The organism is Cytobacillus sp. T106 (assembly GCF_040492155.1).
Taxonomy (GTDB): domain Bacteria; phylum Bacillota; class Bacilli; order Bacillales; family Cytobacillaceae; genus Bacillus_AB; species Bacillus_AB infantis.
On the sequence record NZ_JBEUMK010000002.1, the window covers coordinates 35,772 to 59,275 of the forward strand.

Genomic DNA, 23,504 nt, shown 5'->3' on the forward strand with positions numbered 1-23,504 from the left:
AGTGTGTCCTATCATATAAGAGTTAGAGCAGGTGCAGTCATTATCGAGCAGGACAAAATTCTGCTGATAGAATATAACGATCCAAACAGGGGTATCTTGTATGATTGGCCTGCCGGAGGTGTGGAGCCTGGCGAGACTATAACAGATGCTGTTAAAAGAGAAGCTAAAGAAGAAGCGTGCATAGAAGTGGAGGTCGGCCCATTGGCCTTTGTCTATGAATATGCACCGCATTTGAATGGCGAAAAATATGGGCCGGTCCATACCCTGGTGATGATGTTTGATTGTACTAAACTGAGCGGCTCGGCTGCAAGGCTTCCAGAACAGCCAGACCCTAATCAGACGGGCGTAAAGTGGATAGCATTATCGCGGCTTGGAGATATTCAGCTCTATGCAGACATAGGAAAGCAAATTCAGGATTATGCCATACATAAGAGGAATATTGATTTGATTGAGGAGCAGCGTCTTTAATAAGCTGAGGAATGATCATTACAATAGGAGATATGGTGCAGGTCTGTGGGCTGAGCCAAGGGACCTGTCCCCTCGGCTCAAAAATGAGGAGGCTTTCTAATGAGCAACTGGTGGTATAGTTTATATTTCGTAATTTTAGGAGTTGTGTCTTTTTTCACGCGGGAGATTGTAACTTTTATCATGCTTGGTATATTGTTGAGCCTGAATAACATCAATAATACGCTGAAAAAAATACACGATAGTACTGATAAAACGGTTCAAGAGAAGTAGCCTTTTTTCAAAAAGCACTCTAAATTAGGGGCCTGTCCCAGGTTTGTAGATGGTACTGAAAGCTGGGAAAATCCTTCTTTTAGTGGATCTGAGCCAAGGGACCTGTCCCCTTGGCTCGATAAATGCAGGGAGTGAACATATGCAATACAAAATAATTGCCTTCTGGCAGGATCGGTTATTGCTCGAAACCTTTAAACATGGGCTCGCCTTGCCCTGCTTCAGTCCTAACCGGACACATCTGGCAGAGACGGGGGAGATTGCTGCTTTTTTACAGGAGAAGTTTGGGGTTAAGGCCAATGTCCTGCAGTGTGTCCATGATGAAGGGGGTATGAGGGTCTATTCAGTGTCCATCCTTGAGTCAGGCTTGGAAAATGATATTTACTGGGCTCCTTATCACGAAGCAGCCAGTCTGCTTTCTGCAAAGGACGCTCATTTTTTAAACGAATGGAAGAGCCTCCAGGCAGACCGCTCTGTACCATGGTTTTCTCCGGACTGGCGGGAGGGAATGGAGCGGTGGGTCAGAAACAAGCTGCGGACTGAGAGAATAGACTTCCAGCAGATCAGAAGCTGGGAACGTTCAGTTCTTTTTAAAATAATCACCGGTGAGGAAAATTATTATTTTAAAGCGGTGCCAAAGATCTTCAGGCATGAAGTGAACGTCAGCACATTTCTTTGGGAAGCCGGCATAAAATATATTCCGGCCGTAATTGCTGCAGATGACAGCGAAGGCTGGCTGCTTATAAAGGAGATACAGGGAGAGCTTCTAGGCAGAGCTGGAAAAGAGCAGGATTGGAGGGATGCGCTCCTTGCCCTGGCCGGGGTTCAAAAGCTGTCTGTCAAAGAGGCAGGGCGGCTTAGGGAAGCAGGTATCCCTGTTCGTCCGCTTGCCTCTGTTGTGATTAGCGGGCTAAGGACGGCTGTTGAATCACTTTTAAAAGACGGCACCATTTCAGATGGCCAATTTTCAAGGCTGGCGGAAAGTACCTCTGAAGCAAACTTGATTTGCAGCATGCTACAAACTCCGCTGGTGCCCTTGTCGCTGGAGCACGGAGACTTTTTTGGAGGAAACGTCATACTGGAGGAAGGGCTGCCCATTATCTATGACTGGTCAGACAGCTCTTTGTCACATCCTTTCTTAAGCGTCACTGTGTTTTTAAATGAGGCAGCCGAACTTTTTTCTGAAGAGTTCGCGGATGAATTGCTGGAAGCGTACTTAAGCTGTTGGGCAGAGTGGGGTTTAGAGGAAGACCTGCGCAAAGAGTACCTGAACGTTCAAAGAATTGCGCCATTATTTGGCTTGGCTGTCTATCAAAATGAAATCTTTCCTTTTTTCCAAAAGAATTGGGATAAGAATCGGATCATCCAGGAATATATTCAGTTATGGCTTGATGCGTAAGATACACCTCCGCTATAGTTCTGGTGAAAATGTATTCTGATTTTTACCTAAAGTAAATAAAGATAGGAAGTTGGGGGGCTTTTATTTTGGGTCCTAATAAAAAGAAAACAGAAGTTATGTGGGCAGGGATCGGTTTAGCATTGGGTGCAGGTGTTGGGGTGATACTTGGAATCGTGGCATACAATCAGCAATGGCTGGGCTGACAATAAATACGTAGAAAGTATATAGAGAGTGTCTTTTTCCCATTTAAACAATCATTATGCAGAAGGAGGTACGGCCCTGCTTATGAACTTAGATAACTTTCAGATTCTTGATGTGTCAAAGGACCACATTGGAAGATACCTTAAATTGAAGGTAGAGCTTCCTGCTGGTGTCAGGAGGGGACGCCCTCTACCTTAGCCACTGGATGCAGCAGTCAGGACTGGCAGACCTTTTGCCGTCCCTGCAGTCAGTCTATGTTGGGATGAGTGCCGGAAGCATGGTGATGGCACCTAACATCGGGGAATACTTTGTAGGCTGGACTCCGCCCGACGGTGGTGATGCCGCGCTTGGACTGGTCGAATTTGCAATGTTTCCGCATCTGGACCACGAGATGCTTCCGGGAAACACCATGGCTGCCGCAGAGAAATGGGCCGCCGGGATGAAGGGGCCAGCTTATGCAATGGATGATCAAACGGCCATCAAAGTGGTTGACGGAGCAGTAGAAGTTGTTTCCGAAGGGCAGTGGATGCTGTTTTCTAATTGATGTCGATATCCGCAACAAAGATTTGCATCCTTAAATGAATAAAGTATTCTCGATCAGCTGCCAGCAAGGCGGCTTTTTTCTTTTTTGCAAAAATGGGCAGCAAACAGCTTTAACGTACTTGACAGACAACGCTACTCGGTATTACTATATAGTTAGTAATAAGCATTACTGAATACCGGTTATACAGAGTACCAAATATACAAGTGAGATATAGACGGGGGTAAAAGAATTGGAAAATATCACGGAAATGCTGAAAGGAGTGCTTGAGGGCTGTGTGCTTGAGATCATCAGCCGCGGCGAAACATATGGTTATGAAATCACGCAGCAGCTCCGGCAGCTCGGCTTCACTGATGTGGTTGAAGGGACTGTTTACACCATTACCATGCGGCTGGAGAAAAACAATCTGGTGGATATCGAGAAAAAGCCCTCCACTGTGGGACCGCCGAGAAAGTTCTACACCCTAAACGCAGCTGGCTGGGAAAAACTCAAAGCCTTTTGGGAAAAATGGGCCTTTGTCTCGGGCAAAATTGACGAACTGAAAACTAAACAAATCAAAAAGGAGAATGCGAAATGAGTATTTTTGAAAAAATCATCGGCAGCCTGGATGACAAGCGGGAATGGAAAGCGATGGAGGCGCGTGCGAAGGCACTTCCAAGCGAGTACTCTGCCGCGTATAAAGCGATCCAGAAATATATGTGGACGGCTGGAGGCGGTCCGACTGATTGGAAAGGCACGAATCGCATCTTCACCGGCATCCTGGACCTTTTTGAGGAAGGGGCAGCGGAAGGCAAGAAAGTCACTGATCTGACGGGCGAGGATGTTGCTGCTTTCTGTGATGAGCTGGTGAAGGATGAGAAAACCTGGAATGACAAATATCGTAAGAAGCTGAATGATACCATCGGCCGCGGATAGGCAATAATCTAACAATTGAATTAGAAACCTGCTGAATAGCCAGGTCTGATTGACTGCTGCTATTCAGTATTTTTTTAAGCGGGTAGTAAGTAATACTGATAATCGGTATAACAGAGTAGCGAATAAGATTATGTGATCAAAGCCCTGTGTCTTTTTGTCCGAAGGCAGAAAACAGATTGTTTCTCGGACCTCGGTTTTTGCTGCAAATCAAAAGGAGGAATCTATATGAACCATAAAGCGATTTTTGTAAAAGGGTTAACAAAATCCTTCAAAGACAAGGAAGTTTTAAAGGGGGTGGATTTTGAGGTGAGGCGCGGCGAGATCTTTGCATTGTTGGGTTCCAATGGGGCGGGCAAAACAACGACTGTAAATATTCTCTCGACGTTATTGAAGGCAGATGATGGTAAAGCAGTTATTGGTGGTTTTGATGTTCAGCGCCAGCCGGAGCACGTCCGCCAGAGTATCAGTCTGACCGGGCAGTTCGCCGCAATAGACGGCATGCTGACCGGGCGGGAAAATTTAATGATGATTGCCAAGCTCCGGGGAGTATCCAATCCAGCTGAAGTCTCCGACAATCTGCTTTCCCGATTCAGTCTGACAGAAGCGGCCAGCCGCCGGGCAGAAAAGTATTCAGGCGGGATGAAGCGCCGGCTCGATCTCGCCATGAGCCTGATTGGGAAGCCAGAAGTCATTTTTCTCGACGAACCTACCACAGGGCTTGATCCTGAAGCCCGGATTGAAGTCTGGAATATTGTCAAAGAGCTAGCCGGCAATGGTACGACTATATTACTGACGACCCAGTACCTGGAGGAAGCCGAACAGCTGGCCGACCGCATTGCCATCCTGCATGACGGGAAGATCATCACCACGGGCACCCTTGTTGAACTCAAGGAGATGTTTCCGCAGGCAAAAGTAGAATACATTGAGAAGCAGCCGACATTAGAGGAGATATTCCTTGCAATTATCGGCAAAAAAGGAGGAGATGGAAATGAAAAATAAAACTGGGGTACTGCTGGGACGATTAATGCGCAATATCTTGCGCAGCCCGGACACAATCGTCACGGTAGCCATTACGCCGATTACGATGATGCTGCTGTTTGTTTACGTATTTGGCGGTGCTATTGAAACGGGCACGGAGAACTACGTGAATTATTTACTGCCTGGAATCTTGCTGATCACGATCGCGTCCGGCGTCGCTTACACATCCTTGAGGCTCTTTAATGATGTAAAGAGCGGGCTGATGGCCCGTTTCGTTACCATGCCCATTAAGCGCTCATCTATATTGTGGGCTCATGTGCTGACCTCGCTTGTTTCCAATGCACTTGCTATTGTGGTGGTAATCCTCGTCGCATTCATAATGGGCTTTCGTCCGGATGCTAATATCTTCGATTGGCTCGCGGCGGGTGGGATTCTCCTGCTGTTTACGCTGGCGCTGACATGGCTGGCGGTAATTCCGGGGTTGACTGCCGATTCAATGGAAGGGGCTACAGCATACTCCTACCCGTTGATATTTCTCCCATTTATCAGTTCGGCTTTTGTTCCCACTGAAACCATGCCTAAAGTTGTTCGGGTATTTGCTGAGAACCAGCCAGTGACTTCCATCGTCAATTCAGTTCGTGCCCTCTTCTATAATGGGGCTGTCGGCAGCGGTATCTGGACAGCACTTGCCTGGTGCCTTGGCATTATGATCATTGCTTATTTGATTGCCGGTAAAGTCTTTAGACTGCAATTGCGGTAAGAAAAGGAGGAGGCTCTTTCGTGGTGTTGAGCGGAATTTGATTATTTGGCCCAATGATCTGCCAACTCTGCCAATTGTCCTCAAGGTTGACTGGAGCTCATCTGCAAACTATTTACACAGCGGCTCCTTGGCTTCCAGCCAGTCTGACACTATATTCAGCTGCCGATCCGGCGGCTTTTTCTTTATAACCCCCCAACAAAGTAAAAATAGATGGTACCATGAAACAATAGTGTTCTATTGTTCCGTATAAGGGAAAAGAAAAGGAGGGGGGACCGGTGAAGAATATAGCCAGGCTATCTATATTGATGGCAATCATGACCATTCTATTATACGGATGCTCTCAAAAGGAAATACAATATTATTCAAATCCAGATGTTGCTGTGCTTCAAGATAATAATCGTGTTCAAAGAGGTGACTATCAGCTGTCCGTAGCGGATGATCAATTAATTATAGACAGCAAAAAGAAAAAGTTCGAGGTTTCTTTACCTGAATATCACAGCAGTATTCAAAGTTTTCATTTTTCATATGATAATCGGTATTTAGCTTATGATGCTGTCGAGGGTAACGCTGTTAAAATTTTTGTCGTTGACTTAGAAACGGGTGAAAAGGTCAATTTGTCCGAAACGATCGGTTATAAGTATGACTACAATGGCTACCATTCATCCTGTGGAATTGCCTGGGCGCCTGACCAGAATATAATCGCCTTTATCGGTGGATATAATGATTCAGCCCGAATAAATATTTATCACTTTGATATGGATGAGGAACTTCAGGCTCCTGCAGGTTCACTCATTTTTAATGATATATACGGTGTCAAATGGGATGTTACAGGGAAATCCATCTATTATACTGCTGATTCACTTGAGAATGAAAATATGTATGGACTTTATCAGACTGAAATCGAATCAAAGGGCAAGTTAATTGGCGGAAAGGTGGAGAAGGTTTCTGAAATAGACAAGGATGAATATAAGGAATGGGTGGATAATTCGTAAAATAAGAAGGAAGAAGCTTTTACATATGGACATAGTAACGAGCATAAACAGCTCCACCAATTTTTCATGATACTGGTCAATGGACAATCAGCCGTCTGCCTTCGCCGCCGGCAAGTCGAGCTGTGCTACGATCTTATGTTTAATTATATTCGTTTCCTGAATGAAAAGAATTAAGACAGAATTGTATATCCGTTAATTGATGCGATGCCTCATCAATGAGGGTCGCTTTTTTTTGTGTAATTTCCTTGGTTATCATTAAGAAAATTAATTTTTATAAAGTTAAAATTGAATTATTTAATAAAATATACACTTTTAATAAAAATTATAAATTAACTATTTAAAAAATGAAAATCCTGTTGTATGATTTGATTAACTAAAAGAAAGGAGCATGGTATGGCGTATCCTTTACTCACTAATTGTCCTGTTTGCACAAATGCGCTGACGATCACCAAGCTGCAATGCAGCCATTGCCAAACCACCGTAGAAAATGAATTTGAGGTTTCCAAACTGGCGGCACTTGGGCAGGAGCAGCTGCACTTCATTGAGATTTTTCTAAAAAGCCGCGGGAATATCAAAGAGGTCGAGAAGGAACTTGGCATCTCCTATCCGACTGTCAGAGGCAAATTGGATGAAATCATCACTGCTCTTGGGTACTCCACTCAAAAGAAACCTGAAGTGGATAAGAAAAAGATTGTATCAATGCTCGAAAAAGGCGAGATTTCAGCAGAGAAAGCCATTCAGTTATTAAAGGAGGGAGAATAGACCATGAAAGATGAAATTTCAAGGGTCTTAACGCTGGTGGAGGAAGGAAAGCTTGATAAGGAAAAAGCAGGTGAGCTAATTAATGTCTTGCAAGGCAAAGATCAGCCAGAGCTGGTGGCGGTGAAAAAAGAAGTGTCTTATGGTAATAAAATGCTGAAGATTCGTGTGAACTCCAGTGAAGGCGATAATGTAAATGTGGATTTGCCGATCAACCTGGTCAAGGCTGTCCTGAGAGTAGGGACCAATATTGCTGAAAGGATTCCTGATGCAGCCAAATATGTGAAAGATATAGATGTCGACCTGCTTATTGCAGCGATTGAAAATGAATTGGACGGACAAATCGTTGACATCATCTCGGCCAATGGCGACAAAGTGCTAGTGGTGATCGAATAATTATGTTAAAGGTCAAGGTGAAAGCAAAGGATAAAAGGTTTTCCATACCCGTGCCCTATGCTATTTTGAACGCAGCCGGTCTGGTTATCACATCCAGAAGGATTAACCGCTTAATCAATAAAGCCATCGAGAAAGACGGAAGTAAGTTTGTTTTTCCTGAAATTGACAGAAAGGATTTGAAGCTGCTGCTGGAGGCCATTTCTGATTACAGAGGGGTTACCCTTGTGGACACGAAATTGAAGGATGGTACTGAGGTAGTGGTGAAGCTTTAAGAGATATCTATCATGTTGTTTTTGCGGCTGCCGGCGAGGCGGCTTTTTTCATTTCTCGAAAATTCTTCCTGCCAGTCCCGCCTGTTTTTCTAGTATTCCTATGTTTTAACCCCCAAATAAAGGGAAAAACCAACTAAGCTAGTTAGTTAGATAGTATTTAGGAGGGGGAAATGTGAAGGAACAGCGAGAGACACTAGAGGCAAAAGATATTACTGTTGTGGACAGTTCGATGGCGAAGAAGTCCATGATGGGGACATCCATCGGGAATGCGATGGAGTGGTTTGATTTTGGTATCTATTCATTTTTGGCAGTTACGATGGGCAGGGTGTTTTTTCCGGAGATTGACCCATCTTTTCAATTAATATACGCGTTTGCCACGTTTGCGGTGGCATTTATTGCTCGTCCGCTCGGCGGTATGTTCTTCGGGATGCTTGGTGACCGGATAGGCAGGAAGAATGTGCTGGCCATTACGATGATCCTGATGGCGGCTTCCACGCTCAGCATCGGCTTGATCCCGGGCTTTGCAGCGATTGGGATCACAGCTCAAATTTTACTATTATCAGCAAGGCTTGTGCAAGGTTTTTCAACCGGCGGGGAATATGCCGGGGCTATGACCTACATAACCGAAACAACTCCTGATAAAAAACGCAGCTTCATGGCCAGCGGCCTTGAGGTTGGAACACTGGTCGGCTTTATTGCCGGCGCCGGCCTTGTTACGCTGCTGACCTTTATGCTTGGCAGCGAGGCGATGACGGCATGGGGCTGGAGAATTCCGTTCTTCATTGCCGCTCCGCTTGGAATCATCGGCTTCTATTTCCGTAATCATTTAGGTGAAACGCCGGCTTTTGAGGCGATGAATGAGTCGATTGAAGAGAAAAAGAATGAAAGTGTTACGCTAAAAGAGATTTTTGCCGGACATTGGAGAGCATTATTGACTTGTACGGCGATTGTTATTTTCTACAATGTTATGAGTTATACCGTTCTGACTTATATGCCGTCTTATATGTCAGAAGAGCTCGGGTACAGTGAAGGGAAAGGGCTCCTGATGCTTGTTCTTGTGATGATCGTCATGATCCCGATGGTATTGGCAATGGGGCATTTGAGCGACAAATTCGGACGGAACCGCATCCTGAAAGCCGGCCTGATTGGCGCGGTTGTCCTGAGCATCCCTGCTTTCATGCTCGTCCGCTCGGGCAGCACCATGGGCACTTTCCTTGGATTGCTGATCCTCGGCCTGCTGCTGACGACTATGCAGGGCTCACTGCCGGCAACACTCCCGTCGTTATTTTATACGAAAGTGCGCTACGGGGCACTGGCAATCACGTATAATACAGCAACGTCGCTGTTCGGAGGCACAACACCGCTGCTGGTCGCATGGCTGGTGAGCGTAACCGGCAATAATATGGTGCCAGCTTATTACCTGATGGGCATGTGCCTGTTCGGCATCATTGTTGTCACCCTGTTTGTCAGGGAGACGGCAGGAAGATCGCTTCGCGGTTCTGCACCGGTTGTTGAGCATCAGAGCGAAGTGAAGGAAGTCCTTAAGAATCCGGAGAGGGCCTACTGGTGGAAGAATGAAGGAAGAGCCAGGAAAGGCGCTTTGGGTAAAGGGTTATTGGCTGGATTGTTGAATAAGCATTAAAAAAAAGGTGCCTGACTCCAAACGCATACAAGCTGTGCTTATGGAGTCAGGCATTTTTTTAATAAGGAGGGTGCAAGGGTGAAAACCATGTCTTTGCGATTGATATTTATCATAGTGGGGGCTTTAGTTGGAGGACTCATTGTATATCTTATAAACGGGGGATTTCCACTGGGTGTCCTGGCAGGCTTTGCGGCCGGCGCGGTGATTATTCTTGTTTTAGCTGTGTATAGAAGAAAAGAGTGAGGCGACCTGTCCCGCTGTCCCAAGATACTTAAGAAAGTGGGGGAATGCATCTCATTTATTCCAATAAGCCTTCGCTTCTTTCTCCAGCACCTTTAGCCGTTTGTAGTAATCAGGAAACTCGTTAAGGTGTGCGAGGGCAATTTTTCCTGTGATGAGAGGGTCATCACCTGTTACATTCGTTTGGCTGGAGATCTTACCGTGCTCAAGCTCAGTATTTACACCAAGCCAAAATTCATTTAAATCAAACCTGCTTTTAGTAAAATCGATTCCCAGCAGCAAAGCGATGGCAGCTGCTTCCTCTTTGGAAAAAGATTTTTGCCTGGCAGCATGATGGGGATATGGATATCTTACACTATGCCTATGGCCAACGATGAAACGGTGAGAATAAGGATCATGAAAGTACATGTACATCACTCCTAGAGGGCAGATTACGTTAGTAGGCTATGAATTTCAAAGTGAGATGGTGTCTGGCTCCAAGTCTTTTATACTTGGGAGGAGCTTGCTTTTAAAAGGAAGGACAAGGGAACTGTTCCCCCTAGCCCTTAGGTATGTGTTCAAACATATTTCTCCTTATTCAGGAGATAATAACCCTTATGGACTTAAATAGGAGGAAAAGGCATGGAGACTCATCATAATCATATGAAGCTAACCGCCGCAGAATTGAGTTATTTATGGGCTTCTTTCATGGCAGACAGTATGGCGGTTTGTGTATTAAAGTATTTTCTTCGTCATATTGAAGATGAAGATATCCAAAAGCTTGGTTCCCATGCTTTGGATTTGTCACAGCAGCATGTGGAGATCATAAGAGGGATCTTTACAGAAGAAGGCATCCGGATTCCGCAGGGATTTACGGAGGAAGATGTGAATTTAGAGGCGAAGCGATTGTTTTCCGACGTTTTTTATTTGCGCTACATGCACAATATGGCAAAGGGGGGTCTTGCCACTTATGGCCGGGTGCTGCAGAATACATGGCGGTCTGATATTCATTCATTCTATTCCAAGTGCTTAACCTCAACAATCGAGTTAAAGACCGAGGCCAATGAGCTGTTATTGGAAAAGGGACTGAGTGTGCGCCCGCCAAGCATTCCATATCCGGAAAAAACGGAGTTTGTTCATAAGCAGTCCTTTATTCTGGAAGGGCTGGGGAGGAGGGAATCCCTCACCGGGTCAGAGGTGACGAATCTTCATGCAAATATCCAGACGAATCATTTAGGAACCTGTATGGCTTCAGCCTTCAGCCAGGTGGCCAAATCAGATAAGGTCCGGAAATATATATTAAGAGGAAAAGAAGTTTCCCGGAAACATATAAAGGTTCTGAGCCGCTACTTGGAGATGTGTTCATTGCCTGTCCCCATGGGCTTTGACCAGGAAGTAACCGAATCAACCGAGTCGCCATTTTCAGATAAATTAATGATGTTCCACTTTGGCCTGATGATTTATGCCGGAATCGGGAACTATGGAATAGCCATTTCAGAGAGCAATAGAAGCGATCTGGTTATTGATTATGAGCGGTTTACTGGAGAGGTCCTCAAGCTATCTGAGGATGGAGTAAATCTGATGATTGAAAACGAATGGATGGAGCAGCCGCCATTGGCAGCAAATCGCAGGGACTTGGCGAAGGATTGATAAAAAAGAGGTGCCATTGCCCGGAACAGGGGGGCAGGCACCTTTTTTGAGCTGCAGGATCATCCCCTCATAAACCCGCCTTCCGAATGGATAATCTGGCCGGTGATCCATTCAGCATCTTCGCTTGCCAGGAAGGCAGCAAGACGTGCAGTATCATCCGGTGTGCCAATCCGGCCCATTGGAAATTTAGGCAGGAGGTGATTTCTGATACCGTCTGTCATCCACGTCGAATCGGTTGGACCTGGATTGATAGCATTAACGGTAATCCGAAGCGGTGCAAGCTCCTGTGCTAATGATCTCGTAAAAGCAGAAATGGCGCCTTTGGTCGCTGCATAGGCCAGTTCCCCTGGCATTGGGGCTATATCCTGACCGGATGTCATGTTGATGATGCGGCCAGACGGTGAACCTGAGTCTTTAAACCGGCGGGCAAACTCAGCACACAGAAGAAAGGTGGACCTCATATTGACCGAGTAATGAAGGTCAAGTGTGCTTGCATCTAACGATTTATAATCATTATTAACAGAATGAGCGGCATTGTTAACCAAGATGGACGGAGAGCCCAGTCGGCCTGCAGCTTCTTCATAAATGGCCAATGCCGCATTTGCATCTGTCAGATCCACCTTTAGTGCCTCGCAGCGTACACCAATATCAGCAATATCCTGCTGAAATTGTTCAATCCACTCAGCATCAGAATGCCAGTGTGTAAAAAATATATCTATATCCTGTGAAGCCAGCTTGCGGCAAATTGCTGTACCAATTTCATTTTCACTGCTCGCACCTGTTATCAGTGCGGCCTTTCTTCGAGAATGACTCATTGTTTTTACCTCCCAGTATAGAGAACGATTTGATGCTGGCAAAAGAGATGCAGAGTCACCGAAAATAGCAAACCCCTTTGACAATTTCTGCCTGGCCGATGGCATGATATGGTTCCATACCAGATCAGTAAAATGTTATGAATATTCAGTTGATTAATTGTATCATAGGGTGAATGGGATGAGAAATCTATACATTAAAGAAGCAAAAAGCCGATAAACTAAGCAAAAAACCCGGTTCCAGTAGGGTTGGAACCGGGTTAAATATGATTAAGAAAGGTACATGACTTCCTCATCATTTATAACTATATTATGGCAATTGTGCAAAGCCTTCCTGAATGAACCAGGGGTCTTTCCTGCAGGATAAACACATACAGACAGGATACCTTTTTCGTTGACACTCTTATCGACTATCTGTTCATACTCTGCTAATTTTTCGTAAATCTCCTTGTCTTCTCTCCATTCTACGAGTCCCCAAGTACTAATAGAAGTCTTTTTCTCTAAATGCGGTTCAAGTGTTTTTAAAAATTCACGGACCACAATATGAGGATGGAAATTACCTTGGGCATAATAGAAATCGTAATTATTCATGACTAGCAAGTTGGATAATTGATCTGTGCTAAATTCTTTATGGAGCCTTTCCTGAATCAGGCGAAGATTTCGATCATTTTCAAGAAGAAAGATGAAATCGCCATTCCTGATGCCCGCCGAGATAAAAGAAACGGCATTATTGATATAATTTTCTTCCTGGTTATAAAGATAGCAGATATGTCCGCCATTATTCTTCTTATACTCGTGATACAAATCCACAATTAAACTGTCCATGCAAATCTCCTCATCTATAGATGTTTATAACATTGGTAAAAATGAGCAACCCCATACACAGCTAAACAATATCACAGATTATATAATATCTTTTTCACTAAATCCAATTATACAAAACGATTCCTACCTGACAGCATTCCAAACACCATCACTATAGCTGAAATGCCGATCAGTGTAATCAGCGGCATTGTCCATGAATGTGTCAGGTCAAATAAGTAGCCGATGAAAAGTGGTCCGATGGAGGCAAGGATATAGCCGGTAGATTGGGCCATGCCTGATAACTCAGCAGCCTGCCTGCCATTCCGGGCCCGGAGTCCTATGTAGCTGAGGGCGAGCGGAAAGCTGCCGCCAAGTGCGACTCCGATCAGGATGATGCTGATGATTAAGAGAGGGTAGGTGGAACCAATCAGCAGCCCGCAGTAGCCGGCTACTGCACAAAGGCTGAGTGCGAAGGCAATCCAGACCTGTGATTGATATCTGCCTGCAAGGACAGGGATGAAAAAGCTTGCCGGCAGTCCTACCAGCTGGGTAAAAGACAGCAGCCACCCTGCCGTTGTGATGCTGATCCCGTGGCTTTGCAGAATTTCCGGCAGCCAGGAGATCGTAATATAAAACAAGGATGACTGAAAACCCATGAAAAGCGCAAGCTGCCAGGCTAGAGGCGTTTTCCACATTTGCCCGGAAGCTGTCCCGGGATTTGGCATGACGGTGCCAGGATTGCTTTGGTGAGATCTGAAAAGGAAAAGCCATACAGTGAATGCCGCAATCACCGGAATGGCCCATACCGCCTGGGCGCCCTGCCAGCCAAGATTCGCATCGACTGCCAGGGGGACGCTTACTCCGGATGCAAGCGAAGCAATTAAACCCATAGAAGTGGAATACACACTTGTCATCAATCCGAACTTATTCGGAAATTTATCCTTCACTACTGCCGGCAGAAGGACATTGCCGATAGCGATGCCTAATCCGGCCAGAAAGGTCCCGGCAAAAAGAAAAAAGGCCATTGGAATCGAGCGGATAGCAATGCCGGTGAAAAGGGAAAGCAGGCCGATCAGCAGTGTCCGCTCATTAGTCAGGCGCAAAGCGATTTTTGGCACCAGGGGAGACATGAACGCAAATACCAGGAGCGGCAGGCTCATCAGAAGACCAGCACTCCAGTGCGCCAGGCCGATATCATCCTGGATGATCCCCACCAGAGGCCCTAATGATGTGATGGCAGGCCGAAGGTTAAAAGCAACCAGGATGATACCCGCAATAAATAAATACTGCTTGGCTGGATCCATTTTGGCTCTAGGATTCAGCTTATCCATAAAACATTCCTTCTCTCATACCCATTTTTTCTCAAGTATAGCATAGCAAGAAGGGGATTAACCGGGTGAGAAGGAGGATTGTTCCAAATTTCTGACAATGTTTCACGTGGAACAAATTTTTTTCGGATTTTCAAAATGCAGGGGAAGCGGGGAATATTAATTGGAATTTAAGATTTAAACGCTGGTATTGTGAAGACCTTTTAAGGGGAGGGAAATGGGTGCAATTGCTTGTAATAATAATGCTTGCTCCAGCCCGCGGTAGCAATCCGCTATTTTTTCTGCCCCGCACCAGCCGACTAAGCCATCCATCATAGTATGTGCCATTCTCCCCGCCATTACCCCTCCGCACTGGAAGGAAATAACCTGCTGAACACCGTCAAAAAAGGCCATCCTAAAACAGATATTAAAGATGAATATTGGACCGAAGTCATTTACAATAGAGTGGGATTAGCAATAAGATATAACATCAAAAACAAATAGCGAAAAGAAGAGGAATGAGGCAACGATGTCAGTCAAGACAAACGGTTTTCGAATAGAGAAGGACTTTCTGGGGTCAAAAGAGGTCCCTGCACATGCGTACTACGGGATTCAAACACTGCGTGCGGTAGAAAATTTCCCGATTACCGGCTACCGGATCCATCCTGAGCTGATCAAAGCGATGGCGATGGTAAAGAAGGCGGCTGCAATGGCGAATGTGGAGGTCAAGGCTCTTTACTCAGGCATTGGAGATGCGGTTGTCCAGGCGGCAGATGAAATGCTTGCCGGCAACTGGCATGATCAAGTAATAGTCGATCCGATCCAGGGGGGAGCAGGGACTTCTTTTAATATGAACATGAATGAAGTGCTGGCAAACCGGGCGCTTGAAATCATGGGCAGGGAAAAAGGGGACTATCCATACTGCAGCCCGAACACTCATGTGAATATGTCACAGTCTACGAATGATTCCTTTCCTACAGCGATGCATATATCCATTCTCAAGGTGCTCGAGCAGCTGATTGCTTCTATGGAGCACATGCATAAGGCATTTATGGATAAAGCTGATCAGTTTAACCATGTCATCAAGATGGGCCGGACACATCTGCAGGATGCTGTGCCAATCAGGCTTGGGCAGGAGTTTGAAGCCTACAGCCGCGTGATTGAACGCGATATTAAGCGCATCAAGCAATCAAGGCAGCATCTGTATGAATTGAATATGGGAGCGACGGCTGTCGGCACAGGCTTGAACGCACAGCCCCGTTACATTGAATTAGTGGTTGAGTATCTGGCAGATATCAGCGGCCTTCCGTTTAAAGGGGCGGAGCATCTGGTTGATGCCACTCAGAATACAGATTCATATACAGAGGTCTCCAGCGCGCTGAAAATCTGTATGATCAATATGTCTAAAATTGCAAACGACCTGCGTCTGATGGCTTCAGGTCCCAGGGCAGGACTGGGGGAAATCTCCCTGCCGGCAAGGCAGCCGGGCTCTTCCATCATGCCGGGCAAGGTTAATCCAGTTATGCCTGAGCTGATCAACCAGACTGCATTCCAGGTCATCGGCAACGACCAAACCATTTCACTGGCCTCTGAAGCCGGGCAGCTGGAGCTGAATGTCATGGAGCCAGTGCTGATCTTCAACCTGCTCCAGTCGATCACCATTATGACGAATGCTTTCAAGTCGTTTACCGACCACTGTGTCAAAGGGATTGAAGCAAATGAGGACCGGATGAAGCAATATGTAGAAAAAAGCGTTGGCATTATCACAGCCGTTAATCCTCATATTGGCTATGAAGTGGCGGCCCGGATTGCCAGGGAAGCCATCCTGAACGGCGCCCCTGTCAGGGAACTCTGCCTGCAGTATGATGTTCTGACAGAAGAAGAACTGGACCTGATCCTGGATCCGTACGAGATGACACATCCAGGCATCGCCGGTGCTGCACTATTAGATAGAGACTAAACGATCAGGGAGAGATGAAAATGGAAATCGGAATCAGCACATTTGTGGAAACGACCCCTGACGTTAAAACAGGAGAAACTGCAAGCCATGCACAGCGGCTGCGCGAGGTTGTTGAAGAAATTATCCTGGCTGATGAAGTTGGGCTGGACGTTTTCGGTGTCGGCGAGCACCACAGGAAGGACTATGCTGCTTCTTCACCTGCAGTCGTCCTGGCTGCTGCCGCGCCGCAGACCAAAAAAATCCGCCTGACAAGTGCGGTCACCGTCCTGTCATCGGCCGATCCAGTCCGGGTCTTCCAGGACTTTGCCACACTCGACGGCATCTCGAACGGCCGGGCTGAGATCATGGCGGGTCGAGGGTCGTTCATTGAATCGTTCCCGCTCTTCGGTTATGATCTCCAGGACTATAATGAGCTTTTCGATGAGAAGCTGGGCCTGCTCCTGGCACTGCAGAAATCTGAAAAAGTGACTTGGGCTGGAAATCACCGTCCGGCAATTGAAAATCTCGGTGTGTATCCGCGCCCGGTCCAGGATCCATTGCCAATCTGGATCGGGAGCGGAGGGAGCAGTGATTCTGTCATCCGCGCCGGACTTCTGGGACTGCCACTTGTCCTCGCAATCATTGGAGGCCGTCCGGTGCAGTTTGCCCCGCTCGTACAGCTGTACTACAGGGCTGCAGCACAAGCCGGCCATGACATTTCCAAGCTCCAGGTAGCCTCCCATTCTCACGGATTTGTGGCAGAAAGCAATGAAGAGGCAGCGGACAAATTCTTCCCGCCGACCCAGCAGGCCATGAACGTCCTTGGCAGAGAACGGGGCTGGGGCCATTATGACCGCGGAGCCTTTGATGCGGCACGCAGCTTTGAAGGCGCCCTGTATGTAGGAGATCCGGAAACTGTTGCTAAAAAAATCATCGACCTTCGAAAGAACGTCGGCGTTACCCGCTTCATGCACCATGTGCCAGTCGGAAGCATGCCGCATGAAGATGTCATGAAAAGCATTGAATTGCTCGGCAGGGAAGTTGCGCCGATTGTGCGTGAGGAAATTGCCAAGTGGGAAGCAGAACAGAAATAAAAGGACAGAGGGGCATTTTTTGTCCCTCTGTTTCATTCTATAAGCCGTTTTAAGTATTAAATTTTCTTTTTTAGCCATTGCAATAAAGCTATCTGACGTATACGGCTATTTTTTTCGATTACGAATAGAATTCATAAGCCAATTTATAATTCCGGTTAAAATAGTTCCAATAAAAATACAAACTCCAATAAATCCATATCCCATACCGCTCCAGCCGCCGATAAACAGACTGATAATGATAATGGCTATGCTGATTATTATTAAAGCTGAAAAGCCTGCTTTAAGGTACTTGTCTTTCTGTACAGAACCTTTTAAAATTTTGGATGCAGCTGCAAATAAAATGCTGATTCCTAATAATATAAAGATAAAAACTCTAAAGCCTGCCATACCTTCCCCTCCGGAACTAACATATTTTACATTCGGTTGTACTATTATAGTAATTTTCATCAAAAAAGCCACAAAGTTCACAAAACAGCCTTATAAGGAAGGAAAGCCTATTTAGTATGAAGGAAATGATCATTGATTTATTTGAGTCATATACGCATATAGCTTTGGTGCTAAGCCTTATAATCAACATTATCATCAGCCTGCTTGGGGTTGTACCCAGTGTTTTTCTGACTGCCGCGAATCTGGCGGTATTTGGTTTATGGGGAGGAATCGCTGTATCTTTTGCAGGTGAGGCCGCTGGGGCAGCCGTTGCCTTCATCCTCTACAGAAAAGGATTTCGAAGGTTAAAGGACATGCGCGGCCTGTCCCATCCCAAAGTACAGAAACTGTTGGAAGCCAACGGCAAGGAAGCATTCTCCCTGATTCTTGCTCTTAGAATTCTTCCTTTTGTCCCTTCAGGCCTTGTCACTTTCATTGCCTCAATTGGAAAAACCGCTTTTCTCACGTTCTTCCTTGCCAGCACCCTTGGAAAAATACCAGCCATCCTGATTGAAGGTTTTTCGGTATACCAGATTATCAATATGGAATGGGAGTGGAGAATAGCCGCAATCGTGATTGCCGCCATTCTGCTCATTTATGTTTCAAGGAAGTTTCGTACCCGGTAAAAACAAGACAAGCCATCTGAGCGCTTGTCTTGTTTTTTTTGTCCGGAGAATAGAAAAAGGAAATAGGCCTGCTGCATTGAATATGAATATATAAAAGCACAGATTAGGAGTGATCACATTGGCCATTAACAGCCTAAAAATATACCCGGATTGCCCTATTGTAAAAAGAACAATAGAAGCGGGCGGCATGACGAAACAACAGCTTCTCCAGAGATTGCAGCAAGCCTCTATCCTGATGAACGAATATGGAGAAAGATTGTTTTCTGATGATCTGTTCACGGCTTCTGCTGAAACATACATGATTGAAACCGTTGAACTGACAGTGGCTGGGCTTGGTTTTCAGCAGGGAGCTCCTCTGGATCGGATTTTTCAAAGAGCGGGTGAACTGGGGCTGGGTTTGTGTCCGCTGGAGCTGGGTCCTTACATGAGGCTGCAGTATCAGGATCAGCCTGAAAAGTTATCCGCAGAATTATCACAGCGTCATCAGGCACCTACCGGCTCCATCACCATTGCTTCAGCCGTACTGACAGATGACCATGATTTCCCGAAGGGCTTTTATCTAAGAAGCATGGACGGCGCCATATGGCTGCGCGGTTATATTGCGGATTACCTGCATATTTGGGATCCCAACGATCATTTTATTTTTGCAGCATCATTTTCAGGAGAAAAGAAATGAAAATGATCCCGTATCACCCGCGCTATGCCTCAGAGACCGTGAAAATGTGGAGGGACAGCAAGGAGAAGGCGATTGGGCAGAAAGAAATCCACAGCTTTGAGGAACATATATATTTTTTAAATAACATTCTAGCACGCCAGTGTCAGATCGATCTGGCATTGTCGGGTGAAAAAGTAGTCGGCATCGTCGCCTATAATAAAACCGAAATCAGCCAGCTTTATATTCATACTGACTATCAGGGTATAGGGATAGGAACAGAAATGCTCAGCAGGGCAAAAGAACAATCAGATGGCCGGCTTACCCTATACACCTTTGAGGTAAATGAGAATGCTCAGCGCTTCTATCAAAAGCATGGATTCAACATTATCGGCCGTGGCTTCGAGAACGAAGAAAATTTGCCGGATATTCTTTATGAATGGGAAAAGGAATCAGGCAGGTGAGATGGATGAAAAACAGGCATTGCCGCTGGCGGTGCTTATTTTTTATTTATATCGGCGTAGTTTTTGTTGTAAATGCAACATAAATAAGTTAGATTTAATTCATGTCAGTACATTAAATATGGCTTAAGGAGCAACTAATGACGGAAATTCTTCGAGAAATAGGCATGATTGCAAGAGCCCTGGATTCAATCAGCAATATTGAATTCAAAGAGCATGACCTTACCAAAGGGCAGTATTTGTATGTAGTGCGGATCTGTGAGAATCCCGGGATTATCCAGGAAAAGCTGGCCGAGATGATTAAAGTCGACCGGACTACAGCCGCCCGTGCCATTAAAAAACTTGAAATGAATGGCTTTATTGAAAAAAGGGACGATCCTGAAAATAAGAAAATTAAGAGGCTTAATCCAACTGAGAAGGGCAGCAGTGTGTACCCTTTCATCAAGAGTGAAAATGATTATTCCAACAAGGTTGCATTAGAAGGATTCACTGAAGGAGAAGCAGAAGCCATGTTCCATTTTCTCCAGAGAGTCAGAAAGAATGTTGAAAAAGACTGGGAATCTGTGAAAAAAGGAAACAAGAGAATCTATTGACCAATGAAGGAGCGGTTAAAAAATGTCGATGTATTTGAAAAGATGTACCCTGGAAGATTTACACCAGCTGCAGCAGATCAGCATTGAAACTTTCAATGATACCTTTAAAGACCAGAATTCACCAGAAAATATGAATGCTTATCTGGAGAAGGCATATAACTTAGAGCAGCTGATAAAAGAGTTATCCCATAAGTCTTCACAGTTCTTTTTTGTTTTTTTCAATGAAGAGATCGCAGGATACTTGAAGGTCAATGTGAAGGATGCCCAGTCGGAGGAAATGGGCGAGGAAGCGCTTGAAATAGAGCGGATTTATATCAAGAAGTCATTCCAGAAGCATGGGCTTGGCAAATATCTGCTGAACAAAGCGATCGGAATGGCAGAGGAGCAGGGAAAGAAGAAAGTCTGGCTGGGTGTGTGGGAACAGAATGAAAATGCGATTGCTTTTTATCAAAAGATGGGGTTTGTCCAAACAGGAGCCCATTCATTCTATATGGGCGATGAAGAACAAACAGATCTGATCATGGTTAAGGTGCTTCTATAATAATTGGGGTGATATTAGTATGTATGTTCCAAAGCATTTCAGGGTTAATGATGAAAATGAGATTTGTCGTTTTATCGAGAATTACAGCTTTGCGACGCTCATTTCCCAGCACAACGGGGAACCATATGCGACTCACCTTCCCCTGACATTGAAGAAGTCCGAGCATGCTTTATATGGACATTTTGCCCGTCCGAACAATCAGTGGAATACCGCCGGGGGCCAGCGGGTCCTTGCCATTTTTCAAGGCCCTCACAGTTATATTTCACCCTCCTGGTATGAAACGAAAATGGCTGTCCCGACCTGGAACTATGTCTCTGTACATGTATACGGAAAACTGGAGATAATTGAAGATGAATCAGAGATATTCAATACCCTGAATGACTTGACCGTCAAATATGAAAGTCCGGAAAGCCCATATCAATTGGAGCACATAGATCAAGATTTCATAAAGGGGATGAGCAGAGGGATTGTTGCTCTTAAAATAGGATCGCCAGAATTGAAGCAAAGGCTAAATTGAGCCAAAATCATCCCGTGGAGCGGCAGGGATTAATCATTAAACATTTGGAGCAAACCGGTCAGCATGACGGTCTGCAAATTGCATCTCTTATGAAGAAGAATCTGCAAAAATAGCATTCTCAAATCATGCTGGTTGAAGAGCTGCCTGTTAGTTGTTAAATGATTCTTGGTAATCATTCAGAAACACGAGGGGAATGGGTTTTATGAAAGAAATAATGGCAGAGATAAAGGGCTGCAAACTATATGCCAAATTGATGGGCGGAAACTGCGGGAATCCAACAATCATTATGGACGCAGGCTATGGTGACTATTCAAAGGCCTGGGATCCGGTACTTGAAGAACTCTCAATGCTATCGAGAGTCTTCACCTATGACCGGGCAGGGCTCGGAAAAAGCGAAAGAAGTAACAGCCCGAGAACTAGCCGCGAGATGGTAAAAGAATTAAAACAGCTGCTCACTGTAGCCGCGATTGCCCCGCCCTACCTATTAGTGGGCCACTCATTTGGCGGCGGGAACATGCGGATGTATGCTACGGAATTTCCTGATGAGGTGTGCGGGCTGGTCCTGGTTGACTCAACTCCTGAAGAGTACAGGGAAAGATTCCTACCGTCAATGCCGGAGGATTTTCAGGAAGCCTACAATAAGCAATTCGTCAGGGAAGGCAATTATGATGAGTTTATGGAGAGCCTCCAGCAGCTGAAAGATACGAGGCGCCGGTTAAACGTGCCGCTAATTGTCCTATCAGCCGGGAAGAAGGCTCACTATTCTGCTGAATCACAGGCATTGTGGAACGATATGCAGCGGGAACTGCTGGAGATCTCCTCACAGGGTGAGATGGTAATCGCTGAAAACAGTGCTCATTATATACAGCGGGATGAACCTGAAGTGATTGTGAATGCAGTAAGGAAGCTCATTGATCTGCAATGCTGCGGATAAATACCTTTTGGATGGACATTTATTCTATATGGATGAATGTCCTTTTTATTTTGCGGGCAGAAATATCTGGATAAAAGAGGGGATTGAGTTCTAGTATAGAACTGTTTATATAGCATTGAACCTAATCAAAAAGCTGGTTTGTGAATCTATTTTCCATTCCTGTTTACTTTTTCTCCTTAACAATGGCAGCATTCTAATCAGACTCCGGTAAGAAGTCAGTTTTAACAGATATCCTGAAGTTCGCTCCATTTTTAATTATAAACCTTATAGCGATGCTGTTCAGTTTAAGAAAGAAAGATATTGATCTGCCCTTAGTTTGGAGAATACTCTTTTTGCCGATTGTGTTGTTTGTAATGCCAGCTATTTCGGCTGCTGTGATCTTTGTGGCTGCGACTGTGTTTTTCTAACCAAGTTTAATGCCTGAAACAAATTAGATTCTTACATATTTTTAATTAGGAAAAGGAGAACTGCAACTATGTCTATTTACCATAAAACCATTGGAGAAGGGGTCCCAATCGTTATGCTGCACGGCTGGACACTTGACCACAGAGTGATGCAGCATGCAATGGAGCCGCTGTTCGAGAAGCAGGACAGCTGGAAAAGAATTTATATTGATTTGCCTGGCATGGGCCAGTCTGAGCCGCTGCCTTCGATCCGAAACTCGGATGACATGCTGGAAGCCGTGCTGCAGCTTTTAGATGAGATCATTCCTGAAGAAACGTTTGCCGTCTGCGGCTATTCGTATGGGGGCTATCTCGCGAGAGGGGTCGCTTATTCAAGGCCGGGTAGGGTCCGGGGTCTAATGCTGCTGGCGCCGGTGGCCATAGCTGAGTCTGCCGGCAGGACATTGCCCCAGCATGCGGTTTTAAAAAAGGACAGCAGCTTGATCTCGAGTCTATCCCCAGAGGAAGCTGAAGAGTTCTGTTCCGTTGGAGTTGTGCAGGGTGAGGGAGAATGGGAAAGATTCCAGAAAGAAGTTCTGCTTCCTTCCAGACTGGCCAATGCAGAGTTTCTAGAGAGAATCCAAAATAACGGATATGGATTTAGCTTTGATATAACAACAAGACTTGACCATCCGGCGCTGATCATCACAGGAAGGCAGGATCATATTACCGGCTACCGTGATACCTGGGAGCTGATAGAGGACTATCCGCGGGCCGCTTTTGCAGTTCTTGATATGGCGGGTCACAATCTGCAGATTGAGCAGGCAGATGTGTTTAATGCTCTGGTTGAGGAATGGCTGAATAGGCTTGAGGAGAAGAGCTGAGGATAGCACAGGAGCAGGTTTCTTGAGCCCAAACGGACCGAGGGAACTGCCCGTGGCTCGTATGCTCGAACC

Annotated in this window: 27 protein-coding genes and 2 pseudogenes; 24 read left to right on the top strand and 5 right to left on the bottom strand. The window is 45.6% G+C overall.

Features of this window, described 5'->3' with window-relative positions:
- Nucleotides 1-3: 3 nt before the first annotated feature.
- The 13 genes and pseudogenes from ABU165_RS04550 (at nucleotide 4) to ABU165_RS04610 (ending at nucleotide 9,833) form a co-directional block, all read left to right on the top strand.
- Nucleotides 4-468 (top strand): NUDIX domain-containing protein, encoded by a 465-nt coding sequence (locus ABU165_RS04550; RefSeq protein ID WP_129613125.1) that lies wholly within the window; start codon nucleotides 4-6, stop codon nucleotides 466-468.
- 409 nt (nucleotides 469-877) lie between these two features.
- Complete coding sequence (locus ABU165_RS04555; protein ID WP_318059645.1) at nucleotides 878-2,134, top strand: aminoglycoside phosphotransferase family protein; 1,257 nt, start codon at nucleotides 878-880, stop codon at nucleotides 2,132-2,134.
- 364 nt (nucleotides 2,135-2,498) lie between these two features.
- Nucleotides 2,499-2,879, top strand: a pseudogene (locus ABU165_RS04560) (Type 1 glutamine amidotransferase-like domain-containing protein); the annotation flags it as partial.
- Between the two features lie 229 nt (nucleotides 2,880-3,108).
- Entirely contained in the window at nucleotides 3,109-3,453 is a 345-nt protein-coding gene (locus ABU165_RS04565) for a PadR family transcriptional regulator (RefSeq protein WP_318059646.1), read from the top strand.
- A complete protein-coding gene (locus ABU165_RS04570; protein WP_009794560.1) occupies nucleotides 3,450-3,791 on the top strand; it encodes a DUF1048 domain-containing protein in 342 nt (113 codons plus the stop codon). The genes ABU165_RS04565 and ABU165_RS04570 overlap by 4 nt, the downstream gene beginning before the upstream one ends.
- Before the next feature lie 225 nt (nucleotides 3,792-4,016).
- Entirely contained in the window at nucleotides 4,017-4,790 is a 774-nt protein-coding gene (locus tag ABU165_RS04575) for an ABC transporter ATP-binding protein (RefSeq protein WP_318059647.1), read from the top strand.
- Nucleotides 4,780-5,529: an ABC transporter permease gene (locus ABU165_RS04580; RefSeq protein WP_318059648.1), complete on the top strand. Its 750-nt coding sequence runs from the start codon at nucleotides 4,780-4,782 to the stop codon at nucleotides 5,527-5,529. The genes ABU165_RS04575 and ABU165_RS04580 overlap by 11 nt, the downstream gene beginning before the upstream one ends.
- A 275-nt stretch (nucleotides 5,530-5,804) precedes the next feature.
- Nucleotides 5,805-6,521, top strand: a complete 717-nt coding sequence (locus ABU165_RS04585; protein WP_094767876.1) for a hypothetical protein — start codon at nucleotides 5,805-5,807, stop codon at nucleotides 6,519-6,521.
- Between the two features lie 393 nt (nucleotides 6,522-6,914).
- Nucleotides 6,915-7,283 carry a DUF2089 domain-containing protein gene (locus tag ABU165_RS04590; RefSeq protein ID WP_094767877.1) on the top strand — a complete coding sequence of 123 codons (369 nt, stop codon included), beginning with the start codon at nucleotides 6,915-6,917 and terminating at the stop codon, nucleotides 7,281-7,283.
- A gap of 3 nt (nucleotides 7,284-7,286) precedes the next feature.
- On the top strand, nucleotides 7,287-7,676 hold the full coding sequence (locus ABU165_RS04595; RefSeq protein WP_318059649.1) for an SHOCT-like domain-containing protein: 390 nt from the start codon (nucleotides 7,287-7,289) through the stop codon (nucleotides 7,674-7,676).
- Nucleotides 7,677-7,678: 2 nt separating this feature from the next.
- A complete protein-coding gene (locus ABU165_RS04600; protein ID WP_094767879.1) occupies nucleotides 7,679-7,948 on the top strand; it encodes a hypothetical protein in 270 nt (89 codons plus the stop codon).
- A gap of 229 nt (nucleotides 7,949-8,177) precedes the next feature.
- The gene (locus ABU165_RS04605; protein WP_318059976.1) at nucleotides 8,178-9,590 is read left to right on the top strand and encodes an MFS transporter; all 1,413 of its coding nucleotides are present in this window, start codon (nucleotides 8,178-8,180) and stop codon (nucleotides 9,588-9,590) included.
- Nucleotides 9,591-9,668: 78 nt separating this feature from the next.
- Nucleotides 9,669-9,833 (top strand): hypothetical protein, encoded by a 165-nt coding sequence (locus ABU165_RS04610; RefSeq protein ID WP_180827315.1) that lies wholly within the window; start codon nucleotides 9,669-9,671, stop codon nucleotides 9,831-9,833.
- Nucleotides 9,834-9,884: 51 nt separating this feature from the next.
- On the opposite strand, the gene ABU165_RS04615 is transcribed toward ABU165_RS04610, so the two are convergent.
- Nucleotides 9,885-10,238 carry a DUF5661 family protein gene (locus tag ABU165_RS04615; RefSeq protein ID WP_101548667.1) on the bottom strand — a complete coding sequence of 118 codons (354 nt, stop codon included), beginning with the start codon at nucleotides 10,236-10,238 and terminating at the stop codon, nucleotides 9,885-9,887.
- Nucleotides 10,239-10,451: 213 nt separating this feature from the next.
- Between ABU165_RS04615 and ABU165_RS04620 the strand changes: the two genes are divergently transcribed.
- Nucleotides 10,452-11,459: a DUF3231 family protein gene (locus ABU165_RS04620; protein WP_311225196.1), complete on the top strand. Its 1,008-nt coding sequence runs from the start codon at nucleotides 10,452-10,454 to the stop codon at nucleotides 11,457-11,459.
- 59 nt (nucleotides 11,460-11,518) lie between these two features.
- On the opposite strand, the gene ABU165_RS04625 is transcribed toward ABU165_RS04620, so the two are convergent.
- The 3 genes from ABU165_RS04625 to ABU165_RS04635 all read right to left on the bottom strand — a co-directional run bounded on the left by ABU165_RS04625 (nucleotide 11,519) and on the right by ABU165_RS04635 (nucleotide 14,406).
- Nucleotides 11,519-12,274: an SDR family oxidoreductase gene (locus ABU165_RS04625; protein ID WP_094767881.1), complete on the bottom strand. Its 756-nt coding sequence runs from the start codon at nucleotides 12,272-12,274 to the stop codon at nucleotides 11,519-11,521.
- Between the two features lie 267 nt (nucleotides 12,275-12,541).
- Nucleotides 12,542-13,096 (bottom strand): MEDS domain-containing protein, encoded by a 555-nt coding sequence (locus ABU165_RS04630; protein WP_318059650.1) that lies wholly within the window; start codon nucleotides 13,094-13,096, stop codon nucleotides 12,542-12,544.
- A gap of 107 nt (nucleotides 13,097-13,203) precedes the next feature.
- Complete coding sequence (locus tag ABU165_RS04635) at nucleotides 13,204-14,406, bottom strand: CynX/NimT family MFS transporter (protein ID WP_318059651.1); 1,203 nt, start codon at nucleotides 14,404-14,406, stop codon at nucleotides 13,204-13,206.
- Nucleotides 14,407-14,911: 505 nt separating this feature from the next.
- Here ABU165_RS04635 and aspA point away from each other — a divergent pair.
- Both aspA and ABU165_RS04645 read left to right on the top strand, forming a co-directional pair.
- Nucleotides 14,912-16,342, top strand: a complete 1,431-nt coding sequence (gene aspA, locus ABU165_RS04640) for an aspartate ammonia-lyase (protein ID WP_009794546.1) — start codon at nucleotides 14,912-14,914, stop codon at nucleotides 16,340-16,342.
- Nucleotides 16,343-16,362: 20 nt separating this feature from the next.
- Nucleotides 16,363-17,415: an LLM class flavin-dependent oxidoreductase gene (locus tag ABU165_RS04645; RefSeq protein WP_094767885.1), complete on the top strand. Its 1,053-nt coding sequence runs from the start codon at nucleotides 16,363-16,365 to the stop codon at nucleotides 17,413-17,415.
- A 105-nt stretch (nucleotides 17,416-17,520) separates the two neighbouring features.
- Here the strand turns inward: ABU165_RS04645 and ABU165_RS04650 are convergent, their stop codons facing one another.
- Entirely contained in the window at nucleotides 17,521-17,802 is a 282-nt protein-coding gene (locus ABU165_RS04650) for a YesK-like family protein (protein ID WP_170939460.1), read from the bottom strand.
- Between the two features lie 116 nt (nucleotides 17,803-17,918).
- Here ABU165_RS04650 and ABU165_RS04655 point away from each other — a divergent pair, with 116 nt between their 5' ends.
- The 8 genes and pseudogenes from ABU165_RS04655 to ABU165_RS04690 all read left to right on the top strand — a co-directional run bounded on the left by ABU165_RS04655 (nucleotide 17,919) and on the right by ABU165_RS04690 (nucleotide 23,432).
- Nucleotides 17,919-18,467 carry a TVP38/TMEM64 family protein gene (locus tag ABU165_RS04655; RefSeq protein WP_318059652.1) on the top strand — a complete coding sequence of 183 codons (549 nt, stop codon included), beginning with the start codon at nucleotides 17,919-17,921 and terminating at the stop codon, nucleotides 18,465-18,467.
- 187 nt (nucleotides 18,468-18,654) lie between these two features.
- On the top strand, nucleotides 18,655-19,143 hold the full coding sequence (locus ABU165_RS04660) for a helicase (protein WP_318059653.1): 489 nt from the start codon (nucleotides 18,655-18,657) through the stop codon (nucleotides 19,141-19,143).
- The gene (locus ABU165_RS04665; RefSeq protein WP_094767889.1) at nucleotides 19,140-19,583 is read left to right on the top strand and encodes a GNAT family N-acetyltransferase; all 444 of its coding nucleotides are present in this window, start codon (nucleotides 19,140-19,142) and stop codon (nucleotides 19,581-19,583) included. Before ABU165_RS04660 ends, ABU165_RS04665 begins: the two co-directional genes overlap by 4 nt.
- A gap of 137 nt (nucleotides 19,584-19,720) precedes the next feature.
- On the top strand, nucleotides 19,721-20,173 hold the full coding sequence (locus tag ABU165_RS04670) for a MarR family winged helix-turn-helix transcriptional regulator (protein ID WP_094767890.1): 453 nt from the start codon (nucleotides 19,721-19,723) through the stop codon (nucleotides 20,171-20,173).
- Between the two features lie 22 nt (nucleotides 20,174-20,195).
- Nucleotides 20,196-20,714, top strand: coding sequence for a spermidine/spermine N(1)-acetyltransferase (gene paiA / locus ABU165_RS04675; RefSeq protein WP_022544576.1), 519 nt, complete (start codon nucleotides 20,196-20,198; stop codon nucleotides 20,712-20,714).
- 19 nt (nucleotides 20,715-20,733) lie between these two features.
- A pseudogene (locus ABU165_RS04680) lies at nucleotides 20,734-21,344 on the top strand (FMN-binding negative transcriptional regulator).
- 80 nt (nucleotides 21,345-21,424) lie between these two features.
- Nucleotides 21,425-22,165 carry an alpha/beta fold hydrolase gene (locus tag ABU165_RS04685; protein WP_101548681.1) on the top strand — a complete coding sequence of 247 codons (741 nt, stop codon included), beginning with the start codon at nucleotides 21,425-21,427 and terminating at the stop codon, nucleotides 22,163-22,165.
- Nucleotides 22,166-22,640: 475 nt separating this feature from the next.
- Nucleotides 22,641-23,432 carry an alpha/beta fold hydrolase gene (locus ABU165_RS04690; protein WP_318059654.1) on the top strand — a complete coding sequence of 264 codons (792 nt, stop codon included), beginning with the start codon at nucleotides 22,641-22,643 and terminating at the stop codon, nucleotides 23,430-23,432.
- The last annotated feature ends 72 nt before the right edge of the window (nucleotides 23,433-23,504 follow it).